The organism is uncultured Roseovarius sp. (assembly GCF_913054395.1).
GTDB lineage: Bacteria > Pseudomonadota > Alphaproteobacteria > Rhodobacterales > Rhodobacteraceae > Roseovarius.
Genome location: NZ_CAJXIP010000019.1, coordinates 24826 through 42202, shown reverse-complemented (window position 1 = coordinate 42202; position 17377 = coordinate 24826). Strand labels below are relative to the sequence as shown.

General features: G+C 61.9%; 13 protein-coding genes. 12 read left to right on the top strand and 1 reads right to left on the bottom strand.

The annotated features are described in order from the left end of the window. Positions 1–174: 174 nt before the first annotated feature. From QZ522_RS04670 to QZ522_RS04655, 4 genes are all read left to right on the top strand, one after another. Positions 175–1056, top strand: a complete 882-nt coding sequence (locus QZ522_RS04670; RefSeq protein WP_294608120.1) for an MBL fold metallo-hydrolase — start codon at positions 175–177, stop codon at positions 1054–1056. Positions 1057–1073: 17 nt separating this feature from the next. Continuing rightward, positions 1074–2747 carry a bifunctional protein tyrosine phosphatase family protein/NAD(P)/FAD-dependent oxidoreductase gene (locus QZ522_RS04665; protein WP_294608118.1) on the top strand — a complete coding sequence of 558 codons (1674 nt, stop codon included), beginning with the start codon at positions 1074–1076 and terminating at the stop codon, positions 2745–2747. 60 nt (positions 2748–2807) lie between these two features. Next, positions 2808–4541, top strand: coding sequence for a sulfate permease (gene sulP, locus QZ522_RS04660; RefSeq protein WP_294608115.1), 1734 nt, complete (start codon positions 2808–2810; stop codon positions 4539–4541). 85 nt (positions 4542–4626) lie between these two features. After that, complete coding sequence (locus QZ522_RS04655; protein ID WP_294608113.1) at positions 4627–5631, top strand: hypothetical protein; 1005 nt, start codon at positions 4627–4629, stop codon at positions 5629–5631. A 20-nt stretch (positions 5632–5651) separates the two neighbouring features. On the opposite strand, the gene QZ522_RS04650 is transcribed toward QZ522_RS04655, so the two are convergent. Continuing rightward, the gene (locus tag QZ522_RS04650) at positions 5652–6065 is read right to left on the bottom strand and encodes a VOC family protein (RefSeq protein WP_294608110.1); all 414 of its coding nucleotides are present in this window, start codon (positions 6063–6065) and stop codon (positions 5652–5654) included. 92 nt (positions 6066–6157) lie between these two features. Between QZ522_RS04650 and QZ522_RS04645 the strand changes: the two genes are divergently transcribed. From QZ522_RS04645 to ptsP, 8 genes are all read left to right on the top strand, one after another. Further along, on the top strand, positions 6158–7438 hold the full coding sequence (locus QZ522_RS04645) for an O-acetylhomoserine aminocarboxypropyltransferase/cysteine synthase family protein (protein WP_294608107.1): 1281 nt from the start codon (positions 6158–6160) through the stop codon (positions 7436–7438). A 136-nt stretch (positions 7439–7574) separates the two neighbouring features. Continuing rightward, positions 7575–9881 carry a hypothetical protein gene (locus QZ522_RS04640; RefSeq protein ID WP_294608104.1) on the top strand — a complete coding sequence of 769 codons (2307 nt, stop codon included), beginning with the start codon at positions 7575–7577 and terminating at the stop codon, positions 9879–9881. Next, positions 9881–11794, top strand: coding sequence for a cation:proton antiporter (locus QZ522_RS04635; protein ID WP_294608102.1), 1914 nt, complete (start codon positions 9881–9883; stop codon positions 11792–11794). Before QZ522_RS04640 ends, QZ522_RS04635 begins: the two co-directional genes overlap by 1 nt. Before the next feature lie 164 nt (positions 11795–11958). Beyond that, positions 11959–12435: an NUDIX hydrolase gene (locus tag QZ522_RS04630; RefSeq protein ID WP_294608099.1), complete on the top strand. Its 477-nt coding sequence runs from the start codon at positions 11959–11961 to the stop codon at positions 12433–12435. 69 nt (positions 12436–12504) lie between these two features. Continuing rightward, positions 12505–12951 carry a DUF1178 family protein gene (locus tag QZ522_RS04625; protein WP_294608097.1) on the top strand — a complete coding sequence of 149 codons (447 nt, stop codon included), beginning with the start codon at positions 12505–12507 and terminating at the stop codon, positions 12949–12951. A gap of 21 nt (positions 12952–12972) precedes the next feature. Beyond that, positions 12973–13620: an SDR family NAD(P)-dependent oxidoreductase gene (locus QZ522_RS04620; protein ID WP_294608094.1), complete on the top strand. Its 648-nt coding sequence runs from the start codon at positions 12973–12975 to the stop codon at positions 13618–13620. 149 nt (positions 13621–13769) lie between these two features. Further along, positions 13770–15008: an aspartate kinase gene (locus QZ522_RS04615; protein ID WP_294608092.1), complete on the top strand. Its 1239-nt coding sequence runs from the start codon at positions 13770–13772 to the stop codon at positions 15006–15008. A gap of 75 nt (positions 15009–15083) precedes the next feature. Further along, a complete protein-coding gene (gene ptsP / locus QZ522_RS04610; protein ID WP_294608090.1) occupies positions 15084–17324 on the top strand; it encodes a phosphoenolpyruvate--protein phosphotransferase in 2241 nt (746 codons plus the stop codon). Positions 17325–17377 lie beyond the last annotated feature (53 nt).

The following is a 17377-nucleotide window of genomic DNA, read 5'->3' as shown; positions in this document are numbered from 1 at the left end:
GCCTGCGGACATGCAAATCCTGCGGCTGATGCCTGCTCGAACCCCAAAAAGGCCGCGCCGCGGTCCAGTGCTTTTTCGCCCCCTATTGACAGGGATCATTCCAGCGAAAACTTCGCCAACTACATTGTCAGGGCACAAAGAGCTCGTGCATCTGACCCAAAGGAGGATCACAGTATGACCTACCCTGTAAACATGGATGTCAAACCCGAGGTCTCGGCTCATTTTGACGAGGCGACAAACACCATCAGCTATATCGTCAAGGACCCGGGCAGCACTCATTGCGCGATCATCGACAGCGTGATGGATATAGACTATGCCGCCGGCCGGATCACCTATGATCACGCGGATGCGCTGATCGCCGAGGTCAAGGAGCGCGGCCTGACCGTCGACTGGATCATCCAAACCCATGTTCATGCCGATCACCTGAGTGCTGCGCCCTATCTGCAGGACGCTCTCGGCGGCAAGATCGGCGTCGGCGAGAAAATCATGGTGGTGCAGGAAACCTTTGGAAAGATCTTCAACGAAGGCACAGAATTCCAACGGGACGGGTCGCAATTTGACGCTTTGTTCAAGGATGGCGATACCTATATGGTTGGCGGCCTGCAGGGATTTGCCATGTACACGCCCGGCCACACCCCCGCCTGCATGGTGCATGTGATGGGCAATGCCGCCTTTGTGGGTGACACGCTGTTCATGCCCGATGGCGGCTCGGCGCGCGCGGATTTTCCGGGCGGGGATGCGGCACAGCTTTACGACAGCATCCAGAAGGTGCTTGCCCTGCCCGACGAGATGCGCCTGTTCATGTGTCACGATTACGGCCCCAATGGCCGCGACATTCAGTGGGAAACCACCGTGGCCGAGGAAAAGGCCCACAACATCCATGTGGGCGGTGGCAAGACCCGCGAGGATTTCATCAAGTTCCGCACCGAGCGCGACGCGACACTGGCGATGCCGCGGCTGATCATCCCGTCGTTGCAGGTCAACATGCGCGCGGGCGAGGTGCCGAGGGATGAAGACGGCAATCCGATGCTCAAGGTGCCGGTCAACAAGCTTTAAACTCTGGGGGAAGTCTTTTGGATATCAAAACGATCACGTCAGGCCTGTCTGTCGCGGCGCAAATCACCGCCGCGGACATGCGGGCAATCAAGGATGCGGGCTTTCGCTCTGTGATCTGCAACCGGCCCGATGGCGAAGGCGCGGATCAGCCGACCTTTGACGAACTTTCCAGGGCGGCAAGGGACCTCGGGCTTGAGGCCGCCTATTTGCCGATCGTATCGGGCAAGGTCGCGGACGAGGACGCCGAGGCCTTTGACGCGGCCCTGACCGCCTTGCCGGGGCCGACGCTGGCCTATTGCCGGACCGGGACGCGCTCGGCCACTCTCTGGTCACTGTCACAGGCCAGGACGCGGGACCTGTCGGACATCCTCGCCGCGACCAAGGCGGCGGGCTATGACATGGCGGGCGTGGTGCGCCGGATTGCCAATGGCGGCAAGACGCCGACCGACACCGGCGACGCCAGCTTTGAAGTGGTGATCGTCGGTGCAGGGGCTGGCGGAATTGCCGCCGCCGCCAGCCTCAAGGCGCGCAAACCGGACCTTGAGATTGCCATCATCGACCCCGCCGACATCCACTATTACCAACCCGGCTGGACCATGGTTGGCGGCGGCATTTTCGAGCCGTCAGACACCGCGCGCACCATGGGGTCCCTCATTCCACGTGGCGTGCATTGGATCAAATCCGCCGTGGCGGCCTTCGAGCCGGACAACAACGCCGTCATCCTCGATGGGTGTCGCGTGGTGAAATACCAACGCCTCATCGTCTGTCCGGGGATCAAGCTTGACTGGCACAAGATCGACGGCCTTGTCGATACATTGGGTCAGAACGGCGTGACCTCGAATTACCGCTACGACCTGGCACCCTATACCTGGCAACTGGTGCAGGGGATGAAAGAGGGCCGCGCGATCTTTACCCAGCCACCGATGCCGATCAAATGCGCCGGTGCGCCGCAAAAGGCGATGTATCTTTCGGGCGATGCCTGGGCCCGGCGCGGGGTTCTGAAAGATATAGACATTCAGTTCAACAATGCCGGGGGCGTTCTCTTCGGGGTCAAGGATTATGTTCCGGCGCTGATGGAGTACGTCGGAAAATACGACGCAACGCTGAATTTCTTTCATAATCTGGTCGCCGTCGATGGCCCGGCCCGCAAGGCATGGTTCGATGTGGCCAGGCCCGACGCCCCGGTCGAGCGCGTCGAGATGGAGTTTGACATGATGCATGTCTGCCCGCCCCAGACCGCGCCCGACTTCATCCGCGTCTCGCCGCTGGCGGATGCGGCGGGATGGGTCGATGTGGATCAGGCGACGCTGCGCCACAAAAGCTATGACAACATCTGGTCGCTTGGCGATGTGATGAACGCCCCCAATGCCAAAACCGCCGCCGCCGCGCGCATTCAGGCGCCGATCGTGGCCGAGAATATCGTCGCGGACATCCGCGGCGGATCGCCCGTGGCGCAGTATAACGGCTATGGCTCCTGCCCGCTCACGGTCGAGCGCGGCAAGATCGTACTGGCGGAATTCGGCTATGGCGGCACCATGCTTCCAAGCTTTCCAAAGGCGTTCATTGACGGCACCAAGCCGTCGCGGGCCGCATGGTTCCTGAAGGAAAAGATGCTGCCGCCGATCTATTGGAAGGCCATGCTCAAGGGCCATGAGTGGATGGCCAAACCCGAAAAAGTCACCGTCAAGTAAACCCTCGCGCGCCGTCTTTGCCCCGGTTGCAAAGGCGGCCTTCACAAGACCGAGCCCTGAATGCCTGCTTACCTGACCCGCGCGCTTCCCATCCTGTCATGGGGGCGCGTCTATGATCGCACTGCCTTTGGCAATGACCTGGTTGCGGCGCTGATCGTCACTATAATGCTTATCCCGCAATCGCTGGCCTATGCCCTGCTTGCCGGATTGCCGCCCGAGGCAGGGCTTTATGCCTCGATTGCGCCGATCATCCTTTACGCGATCTTCGGCACCAGCCGCGCACTTGCCGTCGGCCCGGTCGCCGTTGTGTCCCTGATGACCGCCGCCGCGCTCAGCAATATCGTGGAACAGGGCACGATGGGCTATGGCATTGCCGCATTGTCCCTGGCGGTCCTGTCCGGGGGGATCCTGTTGGGCATGGGGCTTTTCCGGCTTGGGTTTGTCGCCAACTTCCTGTCGCACCCGGTGATTGCGGGCTTTATCACCGCCTCGGGGCTAATCATCGCCGCAAGTCAGCTCAAGCATATCCTGGGGATCAATGCGCAGGGCCACACCCTGTTGGACATCGTGGTGTCGCTGGCCGGGCACCTGGGCGAAACAAACCCCATTACCGCCGTGATCGGCATTCTGGGCACGGCGTTTCTGTTCTGGGTGCGCAAGGGCCTCAAGCCGCTGATGCAGCGCCTTGGTGCGGGCGCGGGCCTTACTGGCGTCGCGGTCAAGGCCGGGCCGGTCGCGGTCGTGGTCGTGAGCACGCTTGCCGTCTGGGGCTTGGGCCTTGCGGACCGGGGCGTCAGGATCGTTGGCGACGTGCCCCAGAGCCTGCCGCCGCTGACCATGCCTTCGCTCTCGCCGACGCTTCTGGGGCAGCTATTGCTACCGGCCTTCCTGATCTCGATTATCGGATTTGTTGAATCGATTTCCGTGGCCCAGACCCTTGCCGCGAAGAAACGCCAGCGGATTGATCCAGACCAGGAGCTGATCGGCCTTGGCGCCGCCAATATCGGCGCGGCCTTTACCGGCGGTTTCCCGGTGACGGGCGGGTTTTCGCGCTCGGTGGTAAATTTCGATGCCGGCGCCGAAACCCCGGCCGCGGGGGCTTATACGGCGGTCGGGCTTGCGATTGCGGCGCTGTTTCTCACCCCGCTGATCTATTTCCTGCCCAAGGCAACCCTTGCCGCTACCATCATCGTCGCGGTGCTGAGCCTTGTGGATTTCAGCATCCTCAAACGCAGCTGGGACTATTCCAAGGCGGATTTCGCCGCCGTTCTGGTCACGATCCTTCTGACGCTTGGTCTTGGGGTCGAGGCTGGTGTTTCCGCCGGGGTGGGCCTGTCGATCCTGCTGCATCTTTACAAGACCTCCCGCCCGCATGTGGCCGAGGTCGGACAGGTCCCCGGCACCGAACATTTCCGCAATATCCTGCGGCACAAGGTCAAGACCGATCCCCACATCGTAAGCCTGCGCGTCGATGAAAGCCTGTATTTCGCCAATGCCCGCTTTCTTGAGGAAAAGATTCACAACCGGGTGGCCAATGATCCGCAAATTCGCCACGTGATCCTGCAATGCTCGGCGATCAATGAAATCGACCTGAGCGCGCTTGAATCGCTTGAAATGATCAACGAGCGCCTGCACGAGATGAACGTCAGGCTTCACCTGTCCGAGGTCAAGGGCCCGGTCATGGACCGCCTCAGGCAACAGCATTTCCTGACGGAAATGACCGGTCAGGTCTTTTTGTCCCAATATGAGGCGGTCACGACCCTGAAATCCCTGCCCCGGGAAGACCAGGCCTGACAGGCGTTCACTTCCCCCTTCTGCCCCTGCGGGATTGCCCCTATAGTGGCCCGAAAAGCAGCAAGGCACGAACCGGGGCGCAGGCATGGCAAAGACCACGGAGAAGCACACCGATTTCAATATCATGATCGTTGGTCAGGGTGGGCGGCTACAATTCGAGGCGCTGATATTTGCGGCCTCGCTGCGCGACCAGAGCCCTGATTTCAAGGGCAGGCTGTTCGTAGCCGAACCCCAGCCGGGCGCGCTCTGGCCCAATGATCCGCGCATCAGGGGCGACGAGACCCGCGATCTTCTGAAGGAGCTGGGCGCCGAAATCATTCCGTTTGAGAACAAGCACTTCGGCCACACCTATCCCTATGGCAACAAGATCGAGGCTCTGTTCAGCCTGCCCAAGGGCGAGCCCTTCGTGTTTTTTGATACCGACACCCTGATCACCGGGGATCTGGCCTCGGTTCCGTTCGATTTCACCCGCCCCACCGCCTCGATGCGGCGCGAAGGCACCTGGCCGCAGCTTGAACTTTACGGCCCCGGCTATGGCGCCATCTGGAAATCACTTTATGACAAGTTCGGGCTTGATTTTGAAAGCTCACTGGATCTGGGGCAGCCCGATGAATACTGGCAGCGCTATCTTTATTTCAACGCGGGTTTTTTCTTTTACGACTGCCCGCGTGTCTTTGGTCAGCGGTTTCTGGACTACGCCCTGGCCATTGCCAACGATGCCCCGCCGGAACTTGTCTGCCAGGAACTTGATCCCTGGCTTGATCAGGTTGCCCTGCCTCTGGTGATCCACTCGTTTGGCGGTGCCCGCGACACGCCTGAGGCGGGGCTTCTGGATGGCGATATCACCTGTCATTACCGGGTTCTGCCCCTGCTTTATGCCCGCGAATCCGATCATGTGGTCAAGGTACTGGAAAGCGTAACCGCGCCCAATCGCGTCAAGAAGGTGCTGAAGGAATACGACCCGATCAAACGGATGATCTATCAGGGGCGCGGCCGGAAAGTGCGTGCGTTGTTCGATCAGGACGACCTGCCGCGCCGCGAACAGGCCATCCGCAATACGATCAAGCGCAACGGATTTTGGATGCGCTAAGCCCCGAAAGATTCAGCCTGTCACGACGCGAACACAGCGCCCATATCGGCAAAACCTTTCAATTCCACAGGGTTGCCCGAGGGGTCACAGAAAAACATCGTCCATTGCTCCCCCGGCTCTCCTTCAAAGCGCACGGTCGGCGGGATGACAAACTCTGTCCCGGCCTGTTCGAGGCGCGCGGCGACCTCGCGCCATGTCTCCAGCGGCAAAACCACGCCGAAATGCGGCATCTGAACCATGTGATCACCGACCTTGCCGGTTGGCTTGGTGGCAAAGGGCGCACCGAGATGCAGGCTTAGTTGATGGCCGAAGAAATCGAAATCGACCCAGGTTTCGGTCGATCGGCCCTCGGTCGCGCCCAGAAGGTCGCCATAAAAGCCGCGCGCCGCGTCCAGATCGGTCACATTTATCGCCAGATGAAACGGATATGCCATCTCGGGTCTCCTAGAATGAGTTAACGCCAGTTGTGGCGCAAACTCGGATGCCCTAAACCCGAATGCAAGCATTTCCGAGGAGGACAGATAAAATGGCTTATGGCTTTGACACATTGCAGATTCACGCCGGCGCCCGACCGGATCCCGCCACCGGCGCGCGGCAGGTGCCGATTTACCAGACAACGGCCTATGTGTTTCGCGATGCCGAACACGCCGCCGCGCTGTTCAACCTGCAAGAGGTCGGGTACATCTACTCGCGCCTGACCAATCCGACGGTGGCCGCGCTTCAGGAACGTGTCGCGACACTTGAGGGCGGTGTCGGCGCGGTCTGTTGTTCATCCGGCCATGCCGCCCAGATCATGGCGCTTTTCCCGCTGATGGGGCCGGGCCTTAACGTGGTGGTCTCGACGCGTCTTTATGGTGGCTCGATCACCCAGTTCAGCCAGACAATCAAACGCTTTGGCTGGTCCGCGAAATTCGTCGATTTCGATGACCTCGACGCAATTGCGGCGGCGATTGATGACGATACCCGCGCCGTCTTCTGCGAATCCATCGCCAATCCGGGCGGCTATATCACCGATCTCGACGCGGTGGCGAAGATCGCCGATACCGCCGGTGTGCCGCTGATCGTGGATAACACAAGCGCCACGCCGTACCTCTGCCGTCCGATCGAGCACGGTGCGACGCTTGTCGTGCATTCGATGACCAAATACCTGACCGGCAATGGCACCGTCACCGGCGGCGTCGTGGTGGATTCGGGCAATTTCAACTGGTCTGCCTCGGATAAGTTCCCCTCGCTCAGCGCCCCCGAGACCGCCTATCACGGCCTCAAGTTCCACGAAACCTTCGGGCCGCTCGCCTTTACCTTCCACAGCATCGCCATTGGCCTGCGTGATCTGGGCATGACACTCAACCCGCAAGCGGCGCATTACACCCTGATGGGGATCGAAACCCTCAGCCTGCGCATGGAGCGCCATGTTCAGAACGCCGAAAAAGTGGCCGGATGGCTTGAAAGTCACCCCGCGATCGAGGCCGTGACCTATGCCGGTCTTGCCTCGTCGCCCTATCACGACCGTGTCGCGCGGATTTGCCCAAAAGGCGCTGGCGGGCTGTTCACGATTGCGCTCAAGGGGGGCTATGATGCCTGCATCCGCTTTGTCGACAGCCTTGAATTGTTCAGCCATGTGGCCAACCTCGGTGACACCCGAAGCCTGGTGATCCATTCCGCCTCGACCACCCACCGCCAGCTTTCGCCGGAACAGCAAACCGCTGCCGGGGCTGCGCCGAATGTGGTGCGAATCTCGATCGGGATCGAGGATGCCGAGGACATCATCGCCGATCTCGATCAGGCGCTGTCCAAGGCGAACGGCTGATTCTTCCCCCGTTCCGGGCCGCCCGTGGCGGCGCCGGGACGGGGCTTTTAGTTTGCCTCGGCGCGAAGCTGCTATAAAATCAGCGCGGTGAACGCAGGACTCCCGATTGCGCAGTGCCGGTGTTAAAGCAGTATAGATGAAACCCAATTTCGCCTTATCCCTGTCCGTCGAAGGCATCGGCCTTTTGCACCGCGCGCATGCGGGCTGGCATCTGGTGGGCGAAACGACCCTCGACGCAGAGGACCTGAATGGCGATCTCGCGGCTTTGAAATCCAAGGCACTGGCACTTGATCCCTCGGGCTTTGCGACCAAGCTGATCCTGCCGAACGAACAGATTAAATACCTTGACCTGTCGGCGGATACGGCACCGGATGGTGATATTGACCGTGCGGTCGCTGAGGCGCTGGACGGGGCCACGCCCTATGCGCTTGAGGATCTGACCTATGACTGGGCGCTGGATGGCGATCGTATCCTGGTCGCCGCCGTTGCCCGCGAAACGCTGGAAGAGGCCGAAGCCTTTGGCCTTGAGCACGCGTTCAATCCGATAAGCTTTGTCGCGCGCCCCGATGCGAGCACCTTTCCCGGCGAGCCGTTTTTTGGCACCACCCGGCACGCCCGTGACACGCTTGGCCCCAAGGTGTCGATTGACCGCGACGAGACCGCCGTGTCGATCATCGGTGCGGCCCATATGCCCGAGGGTACAGAGGCATCTGCCCCGGATGCGCCGCAAGACCCCGCGCCCCCTGCCGCGCCCGAGAACAAGACCCCGGCCGTTGCCTTTACCAGCATCCGGGCCAATCGCACCGTTGATCCGGGGCAGGCGCCAAAGCTGGCGGGTGCCGAGCGATTTACGCCCACGGCCCCTTCGGCGCCGCTGCCGGATCTGCCTGGGCCCGGCCCCGCGCCGCAACTGACCGGCGCCGTTGATCCCGCCTGGGGCGATCTGGCCGCCGCCAGCCTGACGCCGACGCCCGAACCACAGGAACGGGCCGCAGCGGCTTTGCGCCGCAACAAACCGGCCAAACGTGCCGAGGCAAAAACAGGCTCGCCGAACGAGGCCGAGCGCATGACGGTCTTTGGCGCACGTGCGGATCAGCGCGTGGGCGGAAAGCCGCGCTATCTGGGCCTGATCCTGACCGCGGTCCTGCTGCTTTTCCTGATCATGGTTGCGGCCTGGGCGGCAATGTTCACCGACGGGGGCGTGGCCGGATTGTTCCGCAAGTCCCCCACGCCCGAGATCATAGCAACCCGGCCACCGCCCGCCCCCGAGACCGAGGACCCGGTTGCGGATGCCGTGAACCAGCCGACGCCACTGCCCGAGGCAGCCCCCCCGCAGGAGGCACAGCTTGACCCGGTGGTCGCACCTGCGCCAGTGTCCGAAGCCACCCCGCCAGAGACCGCGGCGCAAGAGACCGCACAGGCCGTTCCTGCTGCGGAACTGACGCCGGATCAGGCCTTGGCGCGCTACGCCGCGACCGGGATCTGGCAAATGGCACCGACCCAGACAGAGGTGCCCAATGCCACCGGGCTTGATGATTTCTATCTCACCTCAATTGACGACACGGTCAATTTTCAGGATGCGGTCGCCCTGCCCTCGCCCCAGGGCGCCGGGGTTGACCGGCGCCCCGAAACCCCCGCCTCGCCCGCGCCGCCGGACACGCAGTTCGCACTTGACCCGCGTGGCTTTGTTCTTGCAACACGCGGTGGGGCGCTGACGCCGGATGGCGTGCTTGTACGCGCAGGGCCGCCGCCGCTTGTGCCGCCGGACATGCCCGCCCGCGCCGTGCCCCTGCCGGGACTTGAGCAAACCGCCGAAGCGCAGGCCGAACAGCAGCGATTAGGCGAAATTCGCCCGCGCAGCCGCCCCGATAATCTGGCTGAACAACAGGAACGCGGCGTACTCAGTGGGCGCACCCGTTCGGAACTGGCGGCGCTGCGCCCGCGCAGCCGCCCGCAAACGGTGATCAACGCCGCCGCCCTCCTGCGCGCGCCCGAACCTGATGCTGCCGCAGTGGCCAAAGCCCTTGCCGAGGCCGTCGAAACACCGGACACCACCAGCACCGAACAGGCGGTGGTGGCTTCGCTCAAGCCCAAACCGCGACCCGGCAATTTCGAAAAGATCGTGAGCCGCAGCACGCCTTCGAATACGCCCGCGATTTCCGGCCAGGCCGCCAAGCCCGCCGCGCCGTCGATTCCCTCCAAGGCCTCGGTGGCGCGACAGGCGACCGCGCGCAACGCGATCAATCTGCGCGACGTCAATCTTATCGGCGTTTACGGCAACGCCAAGAACCGCCGCGCCCTGGTCCGGCTGGCCAATGGCCGCTATCAGAAAGTGCAGGTAGGCGACCGCCTGAATGGCGGGCAGGTATTGGCGATTGGCGACACGGAGCTTCGCTATAAGAAGCGTGGGCGCGACGTGGTACTGCGGATGCCCAAAGGCTGATGGAGGGGTTCCTTTTCCAGGCTTCGATCTATCTCGCGGCCACGGTGATCGCCGTTCCCCTGGCGGCACGCCTTGGGCTTGGGTCGGTGCTTGGCTACCTTCTGGCCGGAGTTTTGATCGGGCCGGTCTTTGGCTTTGTCGGCGGGCATGAAACCGCTGAATTACAGCACGTTGCCGAATTCGGCGTGGTGATGATGCTGTTTCTGATCGGGCTGGAACTTGAGCCGCGCGCGCTTTGGGACATGCGCCATCGCCTGCTTGGTCTGGGCGGGTTGCAGATCGTGCTAACCACGCTGGCGATCATGACCGGAGCAAGCCTTTTGGGGCTGGGCTGGAGTGTGGCGCTTGCGATAGGGCTTATCTTTGCGCTGTCGTCGACGGCGATTGTTCTGCAAACCCTGTCGGAAAAGAGGTTGATGCGGACGGGGGGCGGGCGATCGGCGTTTTCGGTGCTCCTGACACAGGATATCGCGGTGATCCCGATGCTGGCCTTCCTGCCGCTTCTGGCCTTGCCGAAGACTGCCGACATGGTTTTGGGCGAGGTGCTTTCGCGCGGCGCACAGCCGCCGGAACACGGCGCGGCGGGCGCACATCAGGTTGCGCAATCCCTGATCGCGAGCCTGCCGGGATGGGGTGCCACACTGGTCACAATCGGCGCCGTGGCCGCCATCATCCTGGCCGGAATTTACCTGACGCGGCCTGTGTTCCGCTTTATCCATGCCGCCCGGCTGCGGGAAATGTACACCGCGCTTGCCCTGCTTATCGTGGTGTCGATTTCGTTCTTGATGATGCTGGTCGGCCTGTCCCCGGCGCTTGGCGCGTTTCTGGCCGGCGTGGTTCTTGCCAACAGTGAATTCCGCCACGAACTTGAAAGCGATATCGCGCCCTTCAAAGGCCTGTTGCTGGGGCTGTTCTTTATCACCGTTGGGGCGGGAATCAATTTCACCATCCTGTTCGGCGCACCGTTCCTGGTGGTTGGGCTTGCGCTTGCGGTGATCGTGATCAAGGGCGGCGTGCTTTGCATTCTGGGCTGGGCCTTTGCGCTGCGCGGGCGTGATTTGTGGCTGTTCACACTGGGCCTGGCGCAAGCGGGGGAATTCGGGCTGGTATTGATCGGCTTTACCGATCAGCAACACGTTCTGCCGCGCGGCCTAAGTGAAACGCTGTTGCTTGTGGTGGCGCTGACCATGCTGATCACGCCGCTGTTGTTCATTCTCTATGATTGGCTGTCGCAGCACATTCAGGACAGTGACGACGGGCAGGATGCCGATGAGATCGACGAGAAAGGCCCGGTCATTATCGCCGGGATCGGGCGTTTTGGGCAGATCGTCAACCGGCTTGTGCGCTCAAGCGGGTTTGAAACCGTGGTGCTTGACCATGACCTGAACGCGATTCAGCGGATGCGCCGCTTTGGCATCAAGGGTTTTCTGGGCGATCCGACACGACCCGACCTCTTGCACGCCGCCGGCCTGCACGACGCGCGTGTCCTGGTGGCCGCGCTTGACGATCCTGATGCCGTGGTGCGCCTTGTCGCCTTTGCGCGCCGCGAGTGCCCCGATCTGCACATCATCGCGCGCGCGCATGATCGCACCCATGTGTTTCGCCTTTATCAGGCCGGGGCCAATGACATCGTGCGCGAACTGTTCGACAGCTCGCTGCGGGCGGGGCGCTATGTGCTTGAGAACATGGGCCTGACCGAGTTCGAGGCCGCCGAGCTTGAGAAAACCTTTTACAAGCATGACCGCACATCGGTCCGCGAATTGGCGGCGCTTTGGGATCCGACGATCCCCACGACCGACAATGCCGCCTATATCAGCCGCGCGCGAGAGCTGGAAAAAGACCTTGAAACCATGCTGCTGTCACAGCTTGAAGAATCCGCCGCCCTGTCAGCCGAGGAAAGAGACGAAACCTGATTTCCCGGAGCTGGTAACGCCATGTTGTTCAATTATTGGCACAATTGCCGCAAGGCGTCCTTGAAAAAGGGCGCGCGGTAAATCGCGCTGGCAAGATCGCGACAGGCCGTTATATAGTTGAATTCAATTCCCGACCGGACGAGCAGCCAATGGGACAGGGCCCTATGAGCCTTCAGGCAACACCCCAGATGCCGCTTGCCCTGCCAGCGGCCACAAAGACCGAAGTACGCACACAGTTTGCGGCGCTTTGCTATCGCATGGTGCGCGACAAGCCGGAAATCCTTTTGATCACAAGTCGCGGATCGGGCCGCTGGATCGTTCCCAAGGGATGGCCGATACCGGGCAAGACCCCCTCTGAGATCGCCCTGACCGAAGCCTGGGAAGAGGCCGGCGTGCGCGGTCGCGCCTATGAGCGTTGCATTGGCGTCTATTCCTATACCAAGGCGATCGGTCCAGAGCGCGGCCTGCCCTGTGTTGCCATGGTTTACCCGGTGCGGGTCAAGACGCTTGCCGGGAAATACCCCGAAGCCGGACAGCGCAAACACAAATGGCTGCGCCCCAAAAAGGCCGCGGCCCGCATCGACGAACCCGAATTGGCGCATATCATCCGCGCCTTCAACCCGCATCAACTCGGCATCTAAGTGGTGCATATACCTTGAACTTCGCGCGATCACGCGTAACTATCATATGTATTCCATCTGGACCTGGACATGATTCAATTCAGCCTGAAATGCGCCGGGGATCACCGCTTTGACAGCTGGTTCCAATCGGCCGAAGCCTTTGAGAAGCTGCGCGCGCGCGGCATGGTGACCTGTGCCGTATGCGGATCTGATGAAGTGGAAAAGGCGCTTATGGCGCCGCGGGTGCGGGCAAGCCGCGCGCGCGCGGTCGAGGATTCCCCCACGCCCGAGGATGGCGCGATCCCCCAACCCGCCAGCCCCGCGGAACAGGCCATCGCCGAATTGCGCCGCCGGGTCGAGGAAAACTCGGAATATGTCGGGCGTAATTTTGCGCGCGAAGCGCGAGACATGCATGGCGGGCTGGCCCCCGAACGCGCGATCTATGGCGAGGCGCACCCCGATGAGGCGCGAAAGCTGTTTGAAGCGGGCGTGCCCGTCACCCCCCTGCCGTTCATTCCAGGGCGCAAATCGAACTGATCCCAACCCGAAAGGTCATTCATGCATATCGTCATCACGGGCGCGAATCGCGGCATTGGCAAGGCCCTGGCCGATCACTATCGCGCGGCGGGTCACCGTGTTACCGGAACGGCGCGACAGCCGACCGGAGAGCTGATCGCGCTTGATGTAACCGATCCGACAGCGCATCACGCGATGGCAGAGCAGATGGGCGATCAGCCGGTCGATCTTCTGATCTGCAACGCCGGGGTTTATCCCGACAGGCACGAAACCCTCGAAAACGGCTACCCGGCCTCGATGTGGGCGCAGGCATTTGCCACCAATGTGACCGGCGTTTTCCTGAGCATTCAAACGCTTTTGCCGCGGATCAAGGCAGCGAAGGCAGGCAAGATCGCGGTGATCTCAAGCCAGATGGCAAGCGACACCCGTGCACCCGGCGGAAGCTATATCTATCGCGCCTCAAAGGCGGCGGCGCTAAATCTGGGGCGCAACCTGGCGGTAGACCTGGCGCCAAGCGGCGTTGCGGTTGGTATTTACCACCCCGGCTGGGTGCGCACCGGCATGGGCGGCGACGGCGCCGCCATCTCGGTTGACGAGGCGGCCGAGGGTCTTGTCGCGCGGTTCGCCGAACTTGACCTTGCAAGCACCGGATGTTTTCGCACCTATGACGGCCAGGATCACCCCTATTAGGCGCGCGCGCAGTTTCGTCATGCTGCGAAAATGCCCGGAGAAACGCGCACGAATTTTCCGGGCGGAGGCATCCTGCGACACCTGCCCTCTTGCACCGGGCCCTGCCCGCGCGTAAACCGCGCGCGATAAACCGGCTCAGGACATTGCACATGCCCGTTCTCGTCATGAAATTCGGTGGCACCTCTGTTGCCACGCTTGACCGTATCCGCCGCGCCGCCAAACGCGTTGGCGTCGAAGTGGCCAAAGGCTATGACGTGATCGTCATCGTCTCTGCGATGTCGGGCAAAACCAACGAGCTTGTCGGCTGGGTGAATGAAATCTCGCCGCTTTACGATGCACGCGAATATGACGCCGTGGTCAGCTCTGGCGAAAATATCACTGCGGGCCTCATGGCGCTGACGCTTCAGGAAATGGACGTGCCCGCGCGCAGCTGGCAGGGCTGGCAAGTGCCGCTAAAGACCAATTCGGCGCATTCGTCGGCGCGGATCGAAGAAATCCCGACCGACAATCTCAACGCCAAGTTCTCAGAGGGCATGCGCGTGGCGGTGGTTGCCGGCTTTCAGGGGATTTCCCCGGAGGGGCGTATTACCACCCTCGGCCGGGGCGGATCAGACACCACCGCCGTGGCCTTTGCCGCCGCCTTTGATGCCGAACGCTGCGATATCTACACCGATGTCGATGGCGTTTATACCACCGATCCGCGGATCAGCTCCAAGGCGCGAAAGCTTGACAAGATCGCCTTCGAGGAAATGCTTGAACTGGCCTCGCTCGGGGCCAAGGTATTGCAGACCCGCTCTGTCGAGCTGGCGATGCGGTTTAATGTCCGGCTGCGGGTTCTCAGCAGCTTTGAGGAGCAATCAGACGACGCAGGGACCCTGGTCTGCGCCGAGGAGGAAATCATGGAATCAAATGTCGTCAGTGGCATCGCCTATTCGCGTGACGAGGCAAAGATGACCCTTATTTCTGTCGCCGACCGCCCCGGCATCGCCGCCGCCATCTTCGGGCCGCTTTCAGAAGCGGGGGTCAATGTCGACATGATCATTCAGAACATCGCCGAGGAAGGTCGCACCGACATGACCTTTTCGTGCCCCACAGATCATGTCAAGCGCGCCGAAAAGGCGCTGCAAGAGGCCAAGGAAAAGGGCGAAATCAACTATCACGATCTGGTCGCCGATACCGATGTGGCCAAGATTTCCGCCGTGGGCATCGGCATGCGGAGCCAATCGGGCGTGGCCGCCAAGATGTTCAAGACGCTGTCGGATGAAGGTGTGAACATCAAGGTCATTGCAACATCAGAGATCAAGATTTCTGTTCTGGTTGACCGGAAATACATGGAACTTGCGGTCCAAGCCCTGCATGATGCCTTCGAACTGGATAAAGCGGCCTGATCCTGTTTCCTGCCCGATGCGTGTCGGCAAGGGTCGGGCCAAGACCTGAAACGGCCCCCGGGGTGCGATGCTGCCATGACCAAGACATTCAAGACCGACAGCCGCCAAATGCTGGGACGTCTGCGCGACGTCATGGCAGAGGATGCCGCAGGTCAGACGCGGCTGGATCAGATCACCCGGCTGATCGCCGAGGAAATGCGCACCGAGGTGTGCTCGATCTATCTGTTCCGCGACGAGGACACACTCGAGCTTTGCGCGACCGAAGGGCTTAACCCGCAGGCGGTGCATGAAACCCGGCTTAAGCTTGGCGAGGGCCTTGTGGGCCGCGTGGCACGCACCGGCCAGGTTGTGAACACCGACGATGCGCCCTCGGCCAAGGGCTTTCGCTTCATGCCGGAAACCGGCGAAGAGGCCTATTCGTCGTTCATGGGTGTTCCGATCCAGCGGCTTGGCGAAAAGCTTGGCGTGCTGGTCGTGCAATCCAAGCAATCCCGGCTGTTTTCCGAAGAAGAGGTTTACGCCGTCGAAGTGGTCGCCATGGTGCTCGCCGAAATGGCCGAGCTTGGCGTTTTCGTCGGTGAAGGCGCGGCCATGTCGGCGCGCCATCAGCAGGCCAAGCTGTTCCGCGGCACAACCGTGCAGGAAGGCACCGCGCAGGGCCATGTCTGGCTTCATGAACCCCGCGTCGTGGTCACCAACCCGATCGCCGAAGACCCCGCGCGCGAGCTTGAGCGCCTGCATGAGGCGGTCGAGACCCTGCGCGTTGGCGTTGACCGGATGCTATCCACCGCCGGTGGCGACAAGGATCAGCTTGACGTGCTCGAAGCCTACCGGATGTTTGCCAACTCCAAAGGCTGGATGCGCCGGATGGAAGAGGATATCAACAGCGGCCTTTCCGCCGAGGCCGCCGTCGAGAAAGAACAATCCGCCGCGCGTGCACGGATGAACCAGGTAAGTGACGCCTATCTGCGCGACCGCCTGCATGACCTTGACGATCTGTCCAACCGGCTGTTGCGGATTCTGACCGGGCAAGGCACCGAGACCGGGGCAGAGATGCCGCCCGACCCGATCCTGATCGCGCGCAATATCGGCCCGGCCGAGCTTTTGGATTATGGCCGCTCTCTCAGGGGGATCGTCCTTGAAGAGGGATCGGTCGGCAGCCATGCCGCGATCGTCGCGCGGGCGCTGGCGATACCGCTGGTGATCCATGCGGCGCGGATCAGCAACGAGGCGCTGAATGGCGATTACATTCTGGTGGATGGCGATCAGGGTCTGGCGCATCTGCGCCCTGACGACGCCGTCGTGGCGGCGTTTCGCGACAAGATCGCGATGCAGGCCCAGGCGCAGGAACGCTATGCCTCGATTCGCGACAAACCGGCGGAAACCCTGTGCGGTCAACGCATCAAACTTAAGATGAATGCTGGCCTGATGGCCGACCTGCCCAGCCTTGAAAGCTCAGGCGCCGAAGGCGTCGGCCTTTTTCGTACCGAGCTTCAGTTCCTGATCCGAAGCCATATGCCCAAGCGTGCCGAACTGTCCGAGCTTTATTCGCGGGTGATGGATGCCGCCAAGGATCAGCGCGTGGTCTTCCGCACTCTGGACATCGGGTCGGACAAGGTGCTGCCCTACATGCAGGCCACGGACGAGCCGAACCCGGCCATGGGCTGGCGCGCGATCCGCGTCGGATTGGACAAGCCGGGCGTCATGCGCATGCAGCTTCAGGCGCTGATCCGCGGCGCCAAGGGGCGGCACCTGTCGATCATGTTCCCCTTCGTGGCGCAGCGAAGCGAATTCACCGCCGCGCGCGCCGAGATGGACAAGGCGCTTGAACGCGAGCGCATTCTCGGCCATCCGCTTCCGGCTTCGATCGAGTTGGGGGCGATGCTGGAAACGCCCTCGCTCGCCTTTGCCCCGGATGATTTCTATAGCGAGGTAGATTTCATCTCGGTGGGGGGCAACGACCTCAAACAGTTCTTCTTTGCTGCGGACCGTGAAAACGAACGGGTACGCAAGCGCTACGACACCCTCAATGTCAGCTTTCTGAACTTTCTCGAAGGCATCGTCTATCGCTGTGCCACCACCGGTACGCCGCTCAGCTTTTGTGGCGAAGATGCCGGTCGTCCGGTCGAGGCCGCCTGTCTGGCCGCCATCGGCTTTCGCACGCTGTCGATGCGCCCCGCCTCTATCGGGCCGGTCAAAAGCCTGTTGCGCCGACTTGATCTCGGCGAATTGCGCAGCGTCATCCATACTGAGCGCGACCGCGGCACCCAGTCGGTACGCAGCGCGGTGATGGAGTATCTGCGCGGTCGCTTCTAAGCCCGCGCCGACCGGCCAAACCAGCCCCCTACCGCCGCGACACACCAGCCGAC